The sequence below is a fragment of the Cupriavidus sp. WKF15 genome, from assembly GCF_029278605.1.
GTDB lineage: Bacteria > Pseudomonadota > Gammaproteobacteria > Burkholderiales > Burkholderiaceae > Cupriavidus.
This window is the reverse complement of record NZ_CP119572.1, coordinates 430,545-448,017: the sequence shown is the minus strand read 5'-3', so window position 1 is coordinate 448,017 and position 17,473 is coordinate 430,545. Positions and strand designations below refer to the sequence as shown.

Below are 17,473 nucleotides of genomic sequence, written 5' to 3'. Positions count from 1 at the left end.
GCCTGATTCCCTGGCCATCGCACGACGCATGTGGCCAACGCTGGCCCTGCTGCTTCCGCTGGCGGCCCTGACGGCTTGCGGCCAGGACAAGTCCGCCACGTGGCAGGGCTATGTCGAAGGCGAATTCGTCAGCGTGGCATCGCCGTTCGCGGGCCGGCTGGACAGCCTTGCGGTAAAGCGCGGCGAGCAGGTCGCAAAGGGCACGACGCTGTTCGTGCTGGAATCCGATGACGAACGCGCGGCGCGCCAGCAGGCGGCCGAGCAGTTGCGCGCCGCCGAGGCACAGCTCGCCGACATGAAGACCGGCAAGCGCCCGGTCGAGGTCGATGTCAGCCGCGCCCAGCTCGCGCAGGCGCAGGCCACCGCGCAACGCAGCGCCGCACAGTTCAGCCGCGACCAGCGTCAGTACGACATCGGCGGCATCTCGCAGGCGCAGCTCGAAGAGTCGCGCGCCACCGCCGCGAGCGATGCCGCGCGCGTGCGCGAACTGCAGCGTGATATCGACGTCGCCCGCCTGCCCGGCCGCGATGCCCAGCAAGCCGCGCAGGCCGCGCAGGTCGAGGCCGCGCGTGCGGCGCTGGCCCAGGCCGAATGGAAGCTCTCGCGCAAGGCGGTAGCGGCCACGCAGGCCGGGCTCGTGTATGACACGCCCTATCGCCTTGGCGAATGGATCCCCGCTGGCAGCCCCGTCGTGCGCATGCTGCCGCCCGGCAACGTCAAGGTGCGCTTCTACGTGCCCGAGACCGTGGTCGGGGCGCTGCGCAATGGCCAGTCGGTGCAGGTGCATTGCGATGGCTGCCCGGCGCCGGTGGCGGCCACCATCAGCTATGTCTCGAACGAAGCCGAGTACACCCCGCCGGTCATCTACAGCAACGAGACGCGGCGCAAGCTCGTGTTCCTGATCGAGGCCCGTCCGTCTGAGGCCGACGCGCCCAAGTTGCGCCCGGGCCAGCCGGTGGAGGTGCATCGGCCATGAGCAGCACGCCCACCGCGAATGGTGCCAACGGCGGCCTGGCCATCGACGTGCGCGGCCTCAACAAGCACTACGGCGACAAGCACGTGGTCAACGACCTCACCATGCAGGTCGCGCGCGGCGAGATCTTCGGCTTCCTGGGACCGAACGGCAGCGGCAAGACCACGTCGATCCGCATGATGTGCGGCCTGCTGACGCCCGACTCCGGGCAAGGCACCTGCCTGGGCTTCGACATCCTGCGCGAGTCCGACGAGATCAAGCGCCGCGTCGGCTACATGACGCAGAAATTCTCGTACTGGGACGACCTGTCGATCCGCGAGAACCTGGACTTCGTCGCGCGCGTCTACGGCATGTCCAACCGGCGCGAGGCGGTCGACCGCGCGCTAGAAGGCCTGGGCCTGGCCACGCGCTCGGCGCAGCTCGCCGGCTCGCTCTCGGGCGGCTGGAAGCAGCGGCTGGCGCTGGCCGCGTGCCTGCTGCACAAACCCGAGCTGCTGCTGCTCGACGAACCGACTGCCGGCGTCGACCCGAAGGCCCGGCGCGATTTCTGGGAGCAGCTTCACCTGCTGGCCGCGCGCGGCATCTCGGTGCTGGTCAGCACGCACTACATGGACGAGGCCGAGCGCTGCCACAAGCTCGCCTACATCGCCTACGGCAAGCTGCTCGCGCAAGGCACCGCCGACGAAGTGGTTGCCAGCCAGAACCTCGCCACCTGGAGCGTCGAAGGCGACGAGCTGGCCGAGCTGTCCGAACAGCTGCGCGGCGCGCCGGGCGTGGAGCAGACCGTCGTCTTCGGCACCGCGCTGCACGTGACCGGCCGCGACGCCGCGCTGCTTGGCGAAACGCTGCGGCGCCTGGCCGGCCCGGGGCGGCGTGTCGAGCCAACCCAGACGAGCCTGGAAGACGTCTTCATCCACATGATGAGCCGCGCCGAAGACAACATAGGCGCAGGCACCGGTGCGGGCCGCAAGACGCACAAGGAACAGTCATGAAACAAAACGGACGATTCGGCTTCTCCTTCGATCGCTGGTGGAGCATTGTGCTCAAGGAGTTCCTGCAGCTGCGGCGCGACCGCGTCACCTTCGCCATGATCGTGGGCCTGCCCATCATGCAGCTGCTGCTGTTCGGCTTTGCCATCAACACCGATCCGCGCCACCTGCCTACCGCCGTGATCGCCGCGGACCAGAGCGAATTCACGCGATCGTTCATCGCCGGCATGGAGAACTCCACCTACTTCAGGATGGTGGGCACGCTGCCGGATGAAGATGCCGGGCGCGAGGCGCTGATGAAGGGCAACGTGCAGTTCGTGGTCAGCATTCCGCCCGATTTCACACGCAAGCTGCTGCGCGGCGAACGGCCCGCGCTGCTCGTGGAAGCGGACGCCACCGATCCGTCCGCCACCAGCGCCGCGATCGCCGCGCTGGCGCAGTTGCCATTCAGTGTCGCGCGCACCGACCTGAAAGGCTCGCTCGCGCCGCTGGCCGGCGGCAAGGCGCCCTTCGACGTGCAGGTGCAGCGCCTCTACAACCCCGAAGGCATCACGCAGTACAACATCATTCCCGGACTGATGGGCGTGATCCTGACCATGACGATGGTGATGATGACGGGCCTTGCCATGACGCGCGAACGCGAGCGCGGCACCATGGAGAACCTGCTCGCCACGCCCGTGAAGCCGATCGAGGTCATGACCGGCAAGATCATCCCGTACATCTTCATCGGCCTGATCCAGTCCACCATCGTACTGATCGCCGCGCGCTGGGTGTTCCAGGTGCCGTTCTTCGGCTCCGTGCTGGTGTTGTACATGGCGGCGCTGCTGTTCATCGCGGCCAACCTGACGGTCGGCATCACGCTGTCGTCGCTGGCGCAGAACCAGTTGCAGGCCATGCAACTCACCTTCTTCTACTTCCTGCCCAATATCCTGCTGTCCGGCTTCATGTTCCCGTTCGCGGGCATGCCGGGCTGGGCGCAGGCGATCGGCAACATCCTGCCGATGACGTACTTCCACCGCATCATCCGCGGCATCCTGCTCAAGGGCAACGGATGGACGGAGCTGTGGCCCAATATATGGCCGATGGCGCTGTTCATCGTGGTGGTGATGGGGATCGCCGTGCGCTTCTACCGCCGTACGCTCGACTGACGGAGCCAACGCCATGCGTGCAACTCTTTCGCTTCTTGGCTGCCTGCTGCTCTCGGCGTGCGCGGTCGGCCCCGATTTCCGCGCACCTGCGCAGCCCGCCGATACCGGCTACGTCGCCGGCCCGCTGCCGCAGGCCACGGTTGCCGCCGACATGCCCGGCAACCTGCCGCATGGCCAGTCCCAGACATTCGCGGCCGGTGCCGACGTGCCCGCGCAATGGTGGGCGCTGTTCCGCAGCCCCGCGCTCGATGCAACCATCCGCGCCGCGCTCGATGGCAGCCCCACGCTCGCGCAGGCCCGGGCGAAACTGCGCGAGGCACAGGAAAACCTGGCCGCGCGCACCGGTGCCACGCGCTGGCCGACGGTGGACGCGAACCTCAACACGACCCGTCAGCAGGTCAACTTCCAGTCGCTCGGCATCACGGCGATCCCGAGCCCCGGGCCCTTCACGCTATACGGCGCTACGGTCCAGGTCTCATATGTCCTCGACTTGTTCGGGGGCCAGCGGCGCGAGCTCGAAGGCCTGCAGGCGGCCGTGGATTACCAGCGCTATGAGTTCGAGGCCGCGCGCCTGGCGCTCGCCGCCAATGTCGCCACGGCAGCGATCCGCGAAGCGGGGCTGCGCGCGCAGCTGGCCGAGACCGTGGCGATTGCCGAGGCGCAGCAGCGCGAAGTGGGCATCGCCGAGGACCGGCTGCGCGCCGGCGGCGTGGCGCGTGTCGATGTGCAACGGCAGCGCTCCGAACTGGCGCAGACACAGGCGCTGATCCCCGGGCTCGCGCAGCAGATCGAGGCCACGCGCCACCAGCTCGCGGTCTACACGGGCCAGACGCCCGCCGCGGCGCAGTTGCCCGAGTTCAGGCTCGAGGACCTGCAGTTACCCGAGGCCCTGCCGCTCAGCCTGCCATCGACGCTCGCGCGACGCCGCCCGGACATCCGCGCGGCCGAAGCGCTGCTGCACCAGGCCTCGGCCAATATCGGCGTGGCCACCGCCAATCTCTATCCGCAGATCACGCTCAGCGCGAGCGGCGGCTGGCAGTCCACCACGGCGCGCAACCTGTTCGACAGCTTCAACGTCTGGAGCCTGGCAGCCGGCCTGGTGCAGCCTGTGTTCCACGGTGGCGAACTGCTCGCGCGCAAGCGCGCGGCCGAGGCCGCCTATGAACAGTCGCTGGCGGCCTACCGCCAGGCCGTGCTGCAGGGCCTGCAGAACGTGGCCGATACCCTGCGCGCGCTGGAGGCCGACGCCGCCACGCTGCGCGCGCGCGCCGACAATGCGCGGCAGGCACGCGCCACGCTGGCCATCGTCTCGGAACAGTACCGGCTCGGCGGTGTCAGCCAGCTCACGCTGCTCGATGCGGAACGCCAGTCGCGCCAGGCTTCGCTGGACCTGGCCCAGGCGACCGCGAGCCGGCTCGCGGATTCCGCCGCGCTGCTGCAGGCGCTGGGCGGCGGCTGGTGGGAGGAAGAGAAGAATGCACAGGCCGGCGCCGCTGCGCCGGCCGTGCAATAAGCAAGGGTCCGGGTCAGCGGCCGAGGAAGCCGCGCAGGCGCCGCACGCCTTCGTCGAGACGGGCCGGATCGCACGCATAGCACCAGCGCACGAAACCCTCGCCCTCGTCGCCGAATGCACTGCCCGGAGCCAGCCCCAGCCGCGCCTCGCGCACGAGCTGCTTGCACAGGGCCAGGCTGTCGCTGGTGCCGGACAGGCGGAAGAACACATACATCGCACCATCTGGCGCATGCGCATCCACGCCCGGCAATGCGGACAGCGCGCCCACCAGGTGATCGCGTGCGCCGCGCAGCCGCTGCACCAGGTCGCGCGTGAACGGCTCGCCCTCGCGCACGGCCGCAACGCCTGCCTCCTGCACGAACGACGGCGCGCACGAGGTGTTGTATTCGATCAGCTTGCCAAGGTCGTCGATCATCGATGACGGCAGCACCATCCAGCCGAGCCGCCAGCCCGTCATCAGCCAGGCCTTGGAGAACGAGTTGACGCAGATGACGCGCTCCTCGCGCGAGGCGATGTCCAGGAACGACGGCGCGGTGCGGCTGTCTCCGCCGCCGGGCTCGTCGCCAAAGTAGAGGCGCTCGTAGACTTCGTCGGCGATGATCCAGATGCCATGCCGGCGGCAATGGTCGAGCACGGTGCGCTGCGCCGCGCGCGACATCACCCAGCCGGTCGGGTTGTTGGGCGAGTTGACCATCAGCGCGCGCGTTTCCGGCGTCAGCGCGGCCAGCAGCTTGTCGACGTCGAGCGTCCAGCCGTGCGCGCCATAGTCGAGCGAGACGGTCTCGACCGAGGCGCCGAGGATCTTCGGGATCTCCACCAGGTTGGGCCACAGCGGCGTCACCGCCACCACGCGGTCGCCGGGACTGGCGATCAGCTGCGCGGCCAGCATCAGGCCATTGACCCCGGCGCTGGTGACGGCGACGTTGTCGATGGCGGTAGCACCGTGCAGCGCGCCGACATAGTCGGCCAACGCGGTGCGCAGCGGCGCGATGCCAAGGTTGTGGGTATAGAACGTGGCGCCGCCAGCCAGCGCGCGCGCCGCGGCGTCGCGGACAAAGTCCGGCGTGGCCTGGTCCGATTCGCCGAACCAGAACGGCAGCACGTCAGGCAGGCCGATGCCGGCGTTGGCGACTTCGCGGATGCGCGAGGCGCGCAGGTGGCGGATGGTGGAGCGGGCTTGCGGGATTGCCGGGTCGGGGCTGATGCGCATGGGACTCCTCAGCTTGGCGGGGAATCGCAAGGGTACCGGAAAGCGTGGCCCCTTGCCGCTGCCGCCTACCTGCGGGGATAGCCAAGCCGGTCACTGGGGCTGCTGTCATCGTCCCGCAAGGCGCCTCCGGGTCTGAGCTTCAGACCGAAGCCGCTTCCGGCCTGGCCATCATTGCCGGGACGCAGGGAGTACTGGTTCGGGCTTGAGCGCTCGGGCCTCGCGGCTTGCGCGGCGGAAGCAGGATTGCGAGCCTGACCAGAAGCGCCACTGGCAGGTGCCTCGGTGGCCGAGGCAAGCTGCCATGACAGCAACAGGAGAATGAGAAGTCGAAGGATCACTTGAGAATTCCGCCACCAATTCCGCCACCGCATCTTGCCGTTAGCGGGGTGGTGGGAGGGATCAGCCCCAAACAATCATTGTGGCAGCGGCGGCTGCATGCCGCCAGTGGGAGGCTGCGGTGTGCCGAAGGAGTAGCTCGGCAAGGAGAGTGGCAGTAGCCATTTGTATCGCTACGCTTGACCGGGCAGCCAAATGGCGATGGGCATGCCAAGCATGCCCATCGGTTTGTCATCCGTCGATGCCCTTGCGCCAATAGATGCGGTAACGGCGTCCCAGCCGCGGCCCGGCCGGGGTCAGCACCTGCGTGCCGCTGATGGCGGCATCGTATGTCGCGTCACCAATCTTCACGGCTACTGGAACCGGTGTTGGCGGGAAACCACCCCCTGCACGAACCTGATACCGGTCAGCGGTAGTCAGGCTGCCACTCTTGTTGACATCCTGTATGGCAGCGCCGTTCAGGTAATTCAGCTGGTAGAGGCGCGCTTCGCCGAGGTCTCCGGTGCAGGAGTTCGGCGCGGCCGCCTTCGGCGTGTTGGTACCGAACATGACCGTTCCCGACAGCGTGGCCGAGCCGCTGACCACCTTCTCGCCCGTGCCCAGGACGATATACCACCCGCTGGCAGCGGTCAGCGCGGCGCTGGCTGCCTTGACCTGATCCGCAGTCCCGACCTGGATCAGGTTGGCGGTGGCGTCATAGAGTTGTCCAGCCGTACCGGTACTGGAGCCGAGCGGGCCCTCCGTGATCGTGGTCGACGGCACCGCGTTGAGCGCATGGTCGTCCTTGATCATGTAGTAGCGGTTCTGAACACTGGTATCGAAGGGATGCTCCCGATCGCCGGACCCGATCAGCAGGGTATCGGTGGAGGGATTTGTCGTCGACGGCGGTACCACGTCGGGCGCATAGAAGAACTTTCGTGCATCGGCGCCCGTGCCGCCCAATGCCGCCAGCAAGGACACGGTCCAGTTCGAAGGGGTCGCGTTGCTGATATTGATGCGCCAGATATTGGCACCGGTATCGGCAGCGTAGATGCGGTCAATGTAACCGTCCCGGTCCGAATCGATGATCGCCATGTTGGCAGGAATCGCATAGGACATGCCGGGCACGTTAAGGCCAGTCGCACCGGTGGTGGCGGCGACGCCCGCCTGCCAGACAGGTATGCCAGTCACAGCGTCCAGTACCATGACGCCGCGGCCCATGGCTGCCGTCTTCTGAGTCATGGGATCATTCGCGTCCGGATCATAGCCGAGGCCGAAAATCAGCACGGGATTCGACGAGGCGCGGATCTTTGCAACGCGCAGGTCGGACCAGGCCTGGCCCAGTTCGCTGAAGCCGGTATCCGTATTGCTGTGCTTCCAGAGGAACTTTGGCGTTGCCGGATCACTGACATCCAGCGCGTAGATGAAGCGGCCACCACGCCGCATCGTGAGGAAAAGGTAAGCCTTGTCGCCGCGCGTCGCATCGATCTTCCCGTCGATGCTGGTCGAATACGTATAGACCGTGGCGGAACCATCGACGAAATAGGGCTTTGGATTCGTAGAAGAAATCGTCGGCGAATGGTCATACATACGACCAAACTTCGGGAAGTGCTCCGACGGGATGAAACTCCACAGTTCATTGCCCCCGGCCGGGCCGCCCTTCACGGCATGGAGCATGCCGTCATTCGAACCGTAGAACACCACCACGTCGTCGGTCGTCCGGGCATAGTTAATGACCGCAGGCCGCGAATGAAGAACGTCGCCATGGGCAAAGCCGCGGATATTGTATTTCGTCGGCGCCGAAGGATTGGCAACGTTGGGGTCATCGACCTTGACATTGCCGCCGCGAACCCAGTTGATGACCGAATCCTTGCTGGTACCCGTGGACAGACCAAGCATGGATGCGACGATCGATGCATTGGCTGTATTGAAGAGACTCCCGGAAAGCGTGGAGCCCTGGCTGCAGGTTCCCATGCAGGTATAGACGGCGCGGCTAGACTGGTCCGTCGGAAAGGTGGTACGAAGACTCTGTCCCGCCCCGCCCTTTTCAACAAGGTCGCCGTCCGGCGCGTCGGAGCTGCCACCTGATCCCTGGGACAGAGGATAGTTCGTGAGATCCCAAAAGCTGGACGGAACCGTCCAGATGCTCGTCACGTCAGGGTTGACGAAGCCAGTGTTCTGGTTTTCCGCCGCTACACCGCTGGCATCTGCCAGGAAGACTGTCGGCGGAGTAGTCGTCTTGTCGGCGTTCAACTGATACTGCTTGAGATTGCCCACCCAGTTCGGCTTGGCATCGCTGTCGGGGCGGAACATGCCCAGATAGACCTGGTTCAGATAAGTGCCGCGCACGCTGACGGACACAGGAAGCGAAACCGAAGCAAAGACCGAGTTGTACGCAAGGATCCGATTCAGGATCTTTTGCAACGCCAGGTTCAGGGCGTCGTCGCTACCGGCCTGAAAATAGTCGCCGCCTCCCTGGAATGCCATGTTCTTCATCATGGTGGTGAAGTCGGCATTCTGCTGGTCGTGCCAGGCGTCGATGGTATAGGTGATGATCGAGCCGTTCGCCGCTGCGGTGCTGCCGGCCCCCAGGTCGGGACGCAACCGCAGGAAGCGCGTCCAGGCTGACTGGACATCGGGCACGGACGAGTACTTGTACTTGGTAAGCGTGGTCGCCGCGGGATCTGAAGTACCGGGCACCGGCGGAAGCTGGCCCTGGCGGTTATTGCCGATGAAGACGATGTATGTCTTGCCGCAGCCGCCGCCCAGCGGACTGTTGTAGCCGGAACCGGCGGCAGATCCCCTGTACGCAAAGCCCGACGTCAATCCGCCTCCACTCGTGGACGATGTCGTGAGATTGTCTTGTTTCGTACCGCCGTTGCCAGCGAAGTCGGCCATCGGATCCATTCCGGCCCAGCTGGTGGCCGACCCGGTCAGATAAAGCCAGGTCTCGTACAAGGCGTTGGCATAATCGCCCGACGATTGGCTGATTTCCTCGTCCGGCGCATTGACGTCGATACCGCCAACGATCTTCTGCAGTGCCAGGTTATTGCTGGACGACGACATGTCGCGCACGCCAAATCGCACATATCCGCCATCGCGGCCGCCGCCAGGCGCAGTCAGCATCATGACCCCGACATTGACGGGCTGCTTCAGGTTCGCGACAAAATTGGCGATTGCCTTCAACTCGGCCTGCCCTTGCGTGGCAGAACCCACCCAGTGTTGCGATGCCTTGGACCAGTTTGCCGTGTTATCCAGGATAAACAGGATGTTGGGCGCCGAAGTGGCTGATCCAGAAGGCTGAACCGTGAAGATGTCCGTGTCCTCCGGATGCCCGACGATTGGTATAAGTGCCAGCAGGACCAGTGCGACGGTCCGGCAGAGTTTGAGAATGGACATAGTTAGCCCCCGGCGATCCCGAAAATTTTGTTCTTAAGCGCCCATGCCGTCTTATGTGCACGTGGCGGTCGAATCCATTCGCACCTTCACACCTTGATGAACGGTGACGGTGACACCGCTGCCCCGCTTGTCCGTCGCAACGGCCGTGACGTCCCAGTAAGTGTCCTGAGGTGCGGACTGGGAGAATTCATAGCTGTAGCCGTCCGCCGCCACCATCTGCAGACAAGCCGGTGCGGCTGTCTGCACCGCGTAGTCCGCGATGCCGTCGTTGTTGATGTCGATGTCGAAGCTTTGCGCGGCAGGAGTGTAGAAATTCGCCGCAGAGCCGATGACTTTCTCGATCGCCTGTTGTGCCGCTGCACTGGCTTCCGCCCGGGCCTGCTGGTTCCCGACGATGCGCAAGCTGGAATTGCTCATGCGCACTGCGGACACGACCAAAAGGGTCAGCACGATCAGCATCACCAGGCCAACCACCAGGCTGATGCCCCGGTGCTGGTTGCCGCGCGCCAGCAACTTGCGCTTCATGATCATTCTCTCCGGCTACTGGGGTTGATGACACGTACGGTGCCGGTATAGACGTGGCGCTTGTACGCATCCGAGAACGGGCCGACCGATCCGGCGCTCCCCATGCTGTAGGTCTTCGTGTCGGAATAGCCCGCCGATGCATCCGTGTTGCGCGCCAGCAGGCTGATCTGCACGGCCATCACGTTTGGCCAGTCCGCGAGTGCGGGGGCGGCGATGAACGGCACCGCCGGCGTGCCGGCGCCGATTGCATCGACGCCATAGTCCAGCTGCATGTTCTGGATACCGTCAACGAGCGGCGTGATCACGAAAGCCGGAACTCCGCCGGAGGCGGTGAGCTCAAGGCGCTTCAACGTCGGCACGGGCTTGCCGCCGTCGGCGGCAGACGTGCAGACAGTAGCGCCCGCTGCGAAGCGATTGCAGGGGCTGATGAAATAGATCGACTGCACGTAACGCCACAACGGCGCTGGCGTCGTCGCGTCCTTCTGTACCAGCGTGTAGGTGGATGGTGTGGCCGGCGTGGGGTCGGGACCGATCCCGATTTTCTTGTCTGCAGGCGTAGTCTGCACATAGATCTGGCCCGCCACCCCGGTGGCCGGCGAGGCCAGTGCATCGTCAGTTTCAAGGCGCCTGGTGACAAGGATGTCCGTTCCGGGAACATGATTGGCGTCATCCAGACAAGCGGACAGGGGCGCCGGCACGGTAGTCGGCGCGTCATACCCCTGGAGAGGCAGGGCCAGCGCGTCGGTCACGCTGGCCGTGGCAACCGAGCACGGATCCGGCAATATGGCGGATGCCGTCATCGTGCCACCGAAGCGCCCGTAGTAGCCAGCGTGCTCGATGTCGTCCTGCAACACCGTGAAGGCATAGCGTCCGCTCTCGATCTGCCGGCTCGATTTGTCCAGTTCGGCGCGCGCACTGCTTTGCTGGCTGATCAGCGCCGTGATGCCCGCCAGCAGGAACAGCCCGATAGCAATGGCAACCATCAGCTCCACCAACGACATGCCGGTCTGGCGGCGACGCATGGACGAGAGCGGGCGCAAGGTGGCAGGAGTCGTCACGGCAGCCGTTAGTTGAGGTTGGCAATCTGCAGCGTGGCGCTCACCACCCGCCGCTGCGTTTCAGCTCCATACAGCCCCTTGCCGCATGGCAGACCCGCGACCGGCGCGGCGGTCTTGTTCTTACCTTGCCAGGCGACGCTGACCACGTAGGTACTTGGCGCTGCGCCGAGGCTGATGCACCCGCGCGCGCCGATCATGGCGCCGACATTGCTGGCGCCGCTGGCCTCGGCCGCGCCCGCAAGCAGGTTGTTCCAGGCGGCGAGGTCATTGTTGGCGAGGGTGTAGGCCTGGATCGTACCCAGCGAACACGTGGGCAGCGTGCCTGCGCCGGTGCCCAGATAAGGCACGCCGTTTGCGGTGTCGATGGTGATCGCATAGCAGCCGGCTGCCGAGCGGTTGGCATTGATGCGCTCAACCATGTCCTGCAACAGGATAAGTGCCTGGGCACGCTGGTAAGACTCGGACTCGGCCCGCTGGCTGGCCAGCATCAGTGTCACCAGTCCGAGCAGCCCAAGCAGGAGGACGATCAGCGTGACCAGCGCCTCGATCAGGCCGAATCCGCCTTCGGATTTCCGCATTGGTGTTAAGCAGCGCATCAGCAGCTCCCCGCCACGTTACTTGGCAGGCCACTCAGGTCGACGCTCACGCAACGTGGAATGACGGAGCTACCGGATGCGGAAATGCCGAAAGGCGTTGGCGCTGCGGCCAGGCGACCATTGCTGTTGTAGACCATTCCCCCGACTGGCCCCGTCAGGGTCAAGCCGGTAAAGGCGTCGTGGCTGCTCAGCAGGGCAGTTCCGACGGTCACGGTCCAGCCGTTCTGCCAGCCGCCGGCGGCCGGAGCGATAGTGACCCCGGTGTTGCGCTTGACCGCCTCACTGCGCGCATAGACCAGGCTGGATGCCAGATCGGAAGCCGCTGCACGTATCCGCTGGCCCAGTATGAAATCTCTGAAGTAGGGCGTACCGGCGGACAGCAGAATGGCCGCGATAAGCACCGTGGTCATCAGTTCGATGAGCGTGAAGCCGCAGCTCCGCCTGGACGCTGGTGAAAGGCATTTGAAAAAGATCATGGCCGCTCACCAGCAACTTGTCAGGGGCCCCGGACCGCTGATGCCCTTGGTGCCGGTCTGGTCCACCGTCAGTGCCAAACAATTCGTGTCACTGGCGAGCTGGCCGCCAGTGGGCGTGGCGGTGACGGTATAGGTGGGCGGTGTCGCCGCATTGTTCGCAGTCAGCGTGACGGCGTAGTTGCGGGAAACCTCCGAAGGGACCGTGACACCAAGCGTCGTCAGCGTGGTCGCGTACTGGCGGGCGTCCAGGCTGTACTGTTCCTGCTGGTTGGCAACGCCCAGTATGAAACTCTGCGCAGCAGAGCGGTTGCTGCGGATGACGTACTGCGTGTAGGAGGGATACGCGATGGTGGCCAGGATGGCGATGATCGCCACCGTGATCATCAGCTCGATCAGCGTGAACCCGAACGCCGGCCTGGCATGACGCGAACGCGCATGCCCGCACCGGCATCGCATGCCAGTGGAAGACCGATATTCCCCTATGACCCGAAACGACAGCCCTAAAAACTTGACCCTGCTGTCGTGTCGCACTGCAGGGCTTCTATGTCCCATGCTCGCGCTCCGATGCTTATTATGTGCCGGATGACCTATTTCCAGCGCTATGGCGCGAAGTGTAAGCCACGCTTTTGCAAGGGTCAAAGAAATTGCTATGCCGACGACGCGGCGTTGCGGCTACAAGACAGACCACCCATGTCGCCGCAGCATCACAATCCCGGCGTAGTTACGTCGGCAAGACAGCCGCAACCGCCCCCGCAAACCGCTCGACGATCTCGTCAATGTCCCGCGCCGTGCAGATGAACGGCGGTGCGAACAGCACGTGGTCGCCGTTGACGCCATCGACAGTGCCGCCCATCGGATAGACCAGCAGGCCGTTCTGCATCGCCGCGGCCTTCAGCTTCGCGTGGGTCTTGAGCTTGGGGTCGAGCGTGGCCTTGCTGACGCGGTCGGCAACGAATTCCACGCCGACGAACAAGCCACGGCCGCGGATGTCGCCAACATTCGGATGACTGCCAAGCGCCTCGCGCAGGCGCGCGCGCAGCTGCTCGCCGCGCTCGCGCACATTGGCCAGCAGCTTGTCTTCGGCAATGGTGCGCTGGACGGCCAGCGCAGCCGCGCATGCGGTGGCATGGCCGATATACGTGTGGCCGTGCTGGAAGAAGCCGCTGCCGGCCACGATGGTGTCGTAGATCCGGCGCGTGGAGATCATCGCGCCGATCGGCTGGTAGCCGCCGCCGAGACCCTTGGCAATGGTGACGATGTCGGGCACCACGCCGTCCTCCTCGCAGGCAAAGAGATAGCCGGTGCGCCCCATGCCGGACATGACCTCGTCCAGGATCAGCAGCACGCCGTACTTGTCGCACACGGCGCGGATGCGCTTGAGGTAGTCCGCCACCGGCGGCACGGCACCGGCCGTGGCACCGACCACGGTTTCTGCGACAAAGGCCGCCACGCTCACGGGGCCGAGTTCCAGGATCTTGGCCTCCAGTTCGTCGGCCAGCCGTTGTGCGTACTGATGGTCGGTCTCGCCGGCCGCCTGGTCGCGGTAGGCATAGCACGGCGACACATGGTGCGCCGGCACCAGCAGCGGCAGGAACGGCTCGCGGCGCCACGCATTGCCGCCGATGGCCAGCGCGCCGAGCGTATTGCCGTGATAGCTCTGGCGCCGCGCGATGAAATGGCGGCGGCTGCCCTGCCCCAGTTCAACGAAATACTGGCGCGCGAGCTTGAGCGCGGCCTCGACCGCCTCGGAACCGCCAGAAACAAAGTAGACATGATCGAGGTCGCCGGGCGCGGCCTGCGCCAGCGTCTGCGCGAGCGTCTCGGACACCTCCGTGGTGAAGAACGAGGTGTGCGCGTAGGCGATGGTGTCGAGCTGCGCCTTGATCGCCGCGATCACGCGCGGGTGGCCATGGCCCAGCGATGACACCGCCGCGCCGCCGGAGGCGTCGAGGTAGCGACGGCCTTCGCTGTCGACCAGCTCGATGCCGCTGCCGGCGACCGCGACAGGCAAGGTCTGGCGCGGATTGCGATGAAAGACGTGAGTCATGGCGATCGTTCCTGCAATAAAGGAGGAATTGGGCAACGCGCCGCCGACATACAGGTTCCGGACCAGATGGTCGATATATAGCCAGCCGGCAGCGCGGCTATCGGAAAGTATAAGGAGAAGGCGCGGTGATATGCAACGTATGTTTCATCGTTACCGATAAAAGAATCGAATGAATCTACCGCGGGCGGCCGATGGGACGCTTGGCGCCGGCCCTGGTGCATAACGGGCCACGCGACCGGGTGATGTCGGGCCGCGCCGCCTGTGCAACAATCGTTACGACCTCAATCCGGAGCATCAATGTCGTCGCCCAGCATCACCCCGCCAGAAGACCTGGATGCCTTGCAGGCCCGGCTGCGCGCCAGCTTTCAAACGCTGAGCGTGCAATTCCAGAGCGGCGCGCGCTACCTGCTGGACCATCCGCAGGATGTGCCGGTGTTGTCGATGCGCAAGATCGCGGTGAGCGCGGGGGTGCAGCCGGCCACGCTCGTGCGGCTGTCGCAGCATCTGGGTTTCGAAGGCTGGCAGGGCTTGCGCGAACTGTTCGTCGACGCCCTGCGCGGCAGTTCGCAGCCCTATGCACGCCGGGCCCGCAAGGTGGTGCGCGATGGCGGCACGAGCCGGATGCTCGGCGAGATGCTGGAAGCCCAGCACAACAATCTCGACCAGATCGGCGCGGGCAACGAGAAGGCCCTGCAGGCCGCCGCCGAGCTGCTGTCCGCCGCAGCCAGCGTGCATGTGGCCGGGTTCCGCTCATGCTTCCCGATTGCCTACACGTTCCACTACGTCTACCGGCTGTTCCGCAGCACCGTGCAACTGGTGCGCGGCGATGCGGGGAGCCTGGAGATGGAGCTGCGCGCCTTTGGCCCGCGCGACGCGGTGCTGGTGATCAGCTTTGCGCCGTATTCGCAGGAGATCATCCGCGTGGCCAGCGCCGCGCGCGAGGCCGGCTGCAAGGTCGTGGCGCTGACCGACAGCTCGGTCGCGCCGATCGCGCTGGCCGCCGACTGCACGCTGCTGTTCTCGGTGGAAAGCCCGTCGTTCTTCCCGTCGATCACGGCCGGCATCGCCACGGTCGAAGCGCTGGTGGAGCAGCTCCTCGCACGCAAAGGCAAGGGCGCCATCCGTGCGCTGGAACAGGCAGAAGGCGAACTGCACCGCGCCGGCGCCTACGTGCGGGCCGACCGCGACTGACCACCGCTTACTCGAACGCCTGGTCGTTCGGGTTGGCGTAGGCCTTCTTCACCGGCTCGCTCATCGGGAACTCGAAGTTGATGTTCTTGGGCGGCACGGGCTTGAGGAACCACTTGTCGTAGAGCGTGTTGATCTCGCCGCTCTTCATCAGGCCGGTCAGCACGCCGTCGACCAGCTGCTTGAACCCCGGATCGTCCTTGCGCATCATGAAGCCGTAGGCCTCGAACGACTGCGGCGTGCCGACCACCACCCATTCGGCCGGATTCGGCGCCAGCGTGCGCGCGCCGGACAGCAGCACGTCATCCATCATGAACGCGGCCACGCGTCCCGACTGCAGGATCAGGAATGATTCGCCGTAGTCCTTGGCGCTCTGGATCGTGATATTGGCCTTCTTCTCGTCGTTCAGGCGGCGCAGGATGCGTTCCGAGGTCGTACCCGCATTGGTGACCACCGCCTTGCCGGACAGGTCGGAGAAGTCATGCACGGGGCTGCCCTTCTTCACCAGCAACCGGGTGCCGGCCACGAAGAACGTGGTCGAGAACGCCACCTGCTCCTGGCGCGACTTCAGGTTGGTGGTAACGCCGCACTCCAGGTCCACCGTGCCGTTCTGCACGAGCGAGATGCGGTTCTGCGACGTGACCGGCACCATGCGGACCTGCAGGTTGGGCACGCCGGTCTGCTTCTTCACCTCATTCACCACGCGGTCGCAGAGATCCTGCGAGAAGCCGATCACCTTCTGGTTGCTGTCGTAGTACGAGAACGGGATCGACGACGTGCGGTGGCCGATGGCGATGGTTCCGGACGATTTGATCTTGCTTAGCGTCGGGCTGCTCGCAACATCAACGGCCAGCGCGGTGCCCGCGGTCAGGGCAGCGGTCAAGGCGAGACCCAGGCAGGTGAATTTCACGGCGTTCATGATAGCTCCTTGAATGGCGAATTCCGGATTCGCCGTCGGGGTGATGGGATGCTAGGCGGCTAGCAACAATTGTTCCATAATGGATTACCATGAAACGCTTGTTTTGCCTGGGATTGGATGGAACACTGGTCTGGCGGGTGCCTTACTGCGTACAGGCGGCGCACAGCAAGGCCAGTGAATAATGCTCGGCGGAGGATTCGATGCGCGGTCGGGGCGGTCGGGATGATGCGGGCCAGTACGGGTTCTCCAACATAGCAGCGGAATGGCTGCCGGCGCACCTTGCTGTAGCACCGCAGGCGCCGCTGGCGTGCATGGACTATGCTGGATTTCCCAACCTCATGAACGGGAGGGAATGTGCGCAAGACTCTTTCTATCCTCACGGCAATCCTGCTGGCTGGCGCCAGCACCCTTGCCCTGGCCCACAACTGCCCCAACGAGATGAAGGCCATCGACGCCAAGCTCTCGACCAAGCCGGCGCTGTCGCCGCAAGACGCTGCGCGCGTGCAGAAGCTGCGCGCCGAAGGCGAGGCCTACCACAAGGCCGGCCAGCATGACGAAGCCATGAAGTCGCTGCTCGAAGCGAAGAAGATCCTCGGCATCTGACGCTCTGCCGGAACGTGAAGGAAAAAGCCGCCCGCGCAGGTCAGCGCGGGCGGCTTCTTTATTGCAGGAGGACGAAGGTGCCGCGATCGGGGTCAGCTTCCGGCGCCTACCTGCTGGATCACCCCATTGGGCGCCACCAGGTAGTAGTTCGCACCGACACCAACCCAGTGCGTGCCCTTGCGCGGCGCCGGCAGGCTGTATTGCTTCCAGTCATCGATCACATACTGCCTGTCGCGGAACTCGGTGGGCAGGCGATCGCCCTTCTTCCATTCCTGGACCTGCATGTAGGGCGACGTGGCAGCAGCAGAGGCCGGCGCGGGCTCGGCCATCTTCGACTTGCCCTTGTGCTGGGCAAAGCTGGCGGAAGCCGTCAGGACGCCAGCGATCAGCAACAGCGCGGGTAGCGCTTTTTTTGTCTTCATGGTGATCTCCTTGCGTACGGAAAACCGAACTGCCGGTGCAAGCGGACAGCCACTACCAGCTTAGTCACAAATCGCCGCACACGCTTTCAGGA

At 65.1% G+C, this 17,473-nt stretch carries 16 protein-coding genes; 6 read left to right on the top strand and 10 right to left on the bottom strand.

The features are described 5' to 3' along the window. The first annotated feature begins 28 nt into the window (after positions 1-28). Genes CupriaWKF_RS02160 through CupriaWKF_RS02145 form a run of 4 tightly spaced genes read left to right on the top strand, consistent with a single transcriptional unit; the run spans position 29 to position 4,623 of the window. Complete coding sequence (locus tag CupriaWKF_RS02160; RefSeq protein ID WP_276100636.1) at positions 29-976, top strand: HlyD family efflux transporter periplasmic adaptor subunit; 948 nt, start codon at positions 29-31, stop codon at positions 974-976. Continuing rightward, positions 973-1,965: an ABC transporter ATP-binding protein gene (locus CupriaWKF_RS02155; RefSeq protein WP_276099409.1), complete on the top strand. Its 993-nt coding sequence runs from the start codon at positions 973-975 to the stop codon at positions 1,963-1,965. The genes CupriaWKF_RS02160 and CupriaWKF_RS02155 overlap by 4 nt, the downstream gene beginning before the upstream one ends. Continuing rightward, positions 1,962-3,110, top strand: a complete 1,149-nt coding sequence (locus CupriaWKF_RS02150) for an ABC transporter permease (protein ID WP_276099408.1) — start codon at positions 1,962-1,964, stop codon at positions 3,108-3,110. Before CupriaWKF_RS02155 ends, CupriaWKF_RS02150 begins: the two co-directional genes overlap by 4 nt. Positions 3,111-3,123: 13 nt before the next feature. Then, positions 3,124-4,623, top strand: a complete 1,500-nt coding sequence (locus CupriaWKF_RS02145) for an efflux transporter outer membrane subunit (protein WP_276099407.1) — start codon at positions 3,124-3,126, stop codon at positions 4,621-4,623. 13 nt (positions 4,624-4,636) lie between these two features. Here CupriaWKF_RS02145 and CupriaWKF_RS02140 read toward each other — a convergent pair whose 3' ends face one another. The 8 genes from CupriaWKF_RS02140 to CupriaWKF_RS02105 form a co-directional block, all read right to left on the bottom strand. Further along, positions 4,637-5,833 carry a pyridoxal phosphate-dependent aminotransferase gene (locus CupriaWKF_RS02140; RefSeq protein ID WP_276099406.1) on the bottom strand — a complete coding sequence of 399 codons (1,197 nt, stop codon included), beginning with the start codon at positions 5,831-5,833 and terminating at the stop codon, positions 4,637-4,639. Positions 5,834-6,400: 567 nt separating this feature from the next. Then, the gene (locus tag CupriaWKF_RS02135) at positions 6,401-9,547 is read right to left on the bottom strand and encodes a PilC/PilY family type IV pilus protein (protein WP_276099405.1); all 3,147 of its coding nucleotides are present in this window, start codon (positions 9,545-9,547) and stop codon (positions 6,401-6,403) included. A 51-nt stretch (positions 9,548-9,598) separates the two neighbouring features. After that, a complete protein-coding gene (locus CupriaWKF_RS02130; RefSeq protein WP_276099404.1) occupies positions 9,599-10,072 on the bottom strand; it encodes a PilX N-terminal domain-containing pilus assembly protein in 474 nt (157 codons plus the stop codon). Between the two features lie 2 nt (positions 10,073-10,074). After that, on the bottom strand, positions 10,075-11,130 hold the full coding sequence (locus CupriaWKF_RS02125) for a PilW family protein (RefSeq protein WP_276099403.1): 1,056 nt from the start codon (positions 11,128-11,130) through the stop codon (positions 10,075-10,077). Between the two features lie 8 nt (positions 11,131-11,138). Continuing rightward, the gene (gene pilV, locus CupriaWKF_RS02120) at positions 11,139-11,708 is read right to left on the bottom strand and encodes a type IV pilus modification protein PilV (RefSeq protein WP_276099402.1); all 570 of its coding nucleotides are present in this window, start codon (positions 11,706-11,708) and stop codon (positions 11,139-11,141) included. A gap of 17 nt (positions 11,709-11,725) precedes the next feature. Next, positions 11,726-12,202 carry a GspH/FimT family pseudopilin gene (locus tag CupriaWKF_RS02115; protein WP_276099401.1) on the bottom strand — a complete coding sequence of 159 codons (477 nt, stop codon included), beginning with the start codon at positions 12,200-12,202 and terminating at the stop codon, positions 11,726-11,728. Between the two features lie 6 nt (positions 12,203-12,208). Next, on the bottom strand, positions 12,209-12,658 hold the full coding sequence (locus CupriaWKF_RS02110) for a type IV pilin protein (RefSeq protein ID WP_276099400.1): 450 nt from the start codon (positions 12,656-12,658) through the stop codon (positions 12,209-12,211). A gap of 265 nt (positions 12,659-12,923) precedes the next feature. Further along, on the bottom strand, positions 12,924-14,249 hold the full coding sequence (locus tag CupriaWKF_RS02105) for an aspartate aminotransferase family protein (protein WP_276099399.1): 1,326 nt from the start codon (positions 14,247-14,249) through the stop codon (positions 12,924-12,926). 297 nt (positions 14,250-14,546) lie between these two features. Between CupriaWKF_RS02105 and CupriaWKF_RS02100 the strand changes: the two genes are divergently transcribed. Next, positions 14,547-15,440 (top strand): MurR/RpiR family transcriptional regulator, encoded by an 894-nt coding sequence (locus CupriaWKF_RS02100; RefSeq protein ID WP_276099398.1) that lies wholly within the window; start codon positions 14,547-14,549, stop codon positions 15,438-15,440. Between the two features lie 7 nt (positions 15,441-15,447). On the opposite strand, the gene CupriaWKF_RS02095 is transcribed toward CupriaWKF_RS02100, so the two are convergent. Then, the gene (locus CupriaWKF_RS02095) at positions 15,448-16,356 is read right to left on the bottom strand and encodes a glutamate/aspartate ABC transporter substrate-binding protein (protein WP_276099397.1); all 909 of its coding nucleotides are present in this window, start codon (positions 16,354-16,356) and stop codon (positions 15,448-15,450) included. Positions 16,357-16,710: 354 nt separating this feature from the next. On the opposite strand from CupriaWKF_RS02095, the gene CupriaWKF_RS02090 reads away from it, so the two are divergent. Beyond that, positions 16,711-16,959, top strand: coding sequence for a hypothetical protein (locus CupriaWKF_RS02090; protein ID WP_276099396.1), 249 nt, complete (start codon positions 16,711-16,713; stop codon positions 16,957-16,959). A gap of 92 nt (positions 16,960-17,051) precedes the next feature. Here the strand turns inward: CupriaWKF_RS02090 and CupriaWKF_RS02085 are convergent, their stop codons facing one another. After that, positions 17,052-17,381: an RcnB family protein gene (locus CupriaWKF_RS02085; protein WP_276099395.1), complete on the bottom strand. Its 330-nt coding sequence runs from the start codon at positions 17,379-17,381 to the stop codon at positions 17,052-17,054. Between the last annotated feature and the right edge of the window lie 92 nt (positions 17,382-17,473).

What these genes read in the sequence shown, in the direction of transcription:
- CupriaWKF_RS02160 (WP_276100636.1), top strand. Translation starts at nt 29, where the DNA reads ATGTGGCCAACGCTGGCCCTGCTGCTTCCGCTGGCGGCCCTGACGGCT.
- CupriaWKF_RS02155 (WP_276099409.1), top strand. Translation starts at nt 973, where the DNA reads ATGAGCAGCACGCCCACCGCGAATGGTGCCAACGGCGGCCTGGCCATC.
- CupriaWKF_RS02150 (WP_276099408.1), top strand. Translation starts at nt 1,962, where the DNA reads ATGAAACAAAACGGACGATTCGGCTTCTCCTTCGATCGCTGGTGGAGC.
- CupriaWKF_RS02145 (WP_276099407.1), top strand. Translation starts at nt 3,124, where the DNA reads ATGCGTGCAACTCTTTCGCTTCTTGGCTGCCTGCTGCTCTCGGCGTGC.
- CupriaWKF_RS02140 (WP_276099406.1), bottom strand. Translation starts at nt 5,833, where the DNA reads ATGCGCATCAGCCCCGACCCGGCAATCCCGCAAGCCCGCTCCACCATC.
- CupriaWKF_RS02135 (WP_276099405.1), bottom strand. Translation starts at nt 9,547, where the DNA reads ATGTCCATTCTCAAACTCTGCCGGACCGTCGCACTGGTCCTGCTGGCA.
- CupriaWKF_RS02130 (WP_276099404.1), bottom strand. Translation starts at nt 10,072, where the DNA reads ATGAAGCGCAAGTTGCTGGCGCGCGGCAACCAGCACCGGGGCATCAGC.
- pilV (WP_276099402.1), bottom strand. Translation starts at nt 11,708, where the DNA reads ATGCGGAAATCCGAAGGCGGATTCGGCCTGATCGAGGCGCTGGTCACG.
- CupriaWKF_RS02115 (WP_276099401.1), bottom strand. Translation starts at nt 12,202, where the DNA reads ATGATCTTTTTCAAATGCCTTTCACCAGCGTCCAGGCGGAGCTGCGGC.
- CupriaWKF_RS02110 (WP_276099400.1), bottom strand. Translation starts at nt 12,658, where the DNA reads ATGCGATGCCGGTGCGGGCATGCGCGTTCGCGTCATGCCAGGCCGGCG.
- CupriaWKF_RS02105 (WP_276099399.1), bottom strand. Translation starts at nt 14,249, where the DNA reads ATGACTCACGTCTTTCATCGCAATCCGCGCCAGACCTTGCCTGTCGCG.
- CupriaWKF_RS02100 (WP_276099398.1), top strand. Translation starts at nt 14,547, where the DNA reads ATGTCGTCGCCCAGCATCACCCCGCCAGAAGACCTGGATGCCTTGCAG.
- CupriaWKF_RS02095 (WP_276099397.1), bottom strand. Translation starts at nt 16,356, where the DNA reads ATGAACGCCGTGAAATTCACCTGCCTGGGTCTCGCCTTGACCGCTGCC.
- CupriaWKF_RS02085 (WP_276099395.1), bottom strand. Translation starts at nt 17,381, where the DNA reads ATGAAGACAAAAAAAGCGCTACCCGCGCTGTTGCTGATCGCTGGCGTC.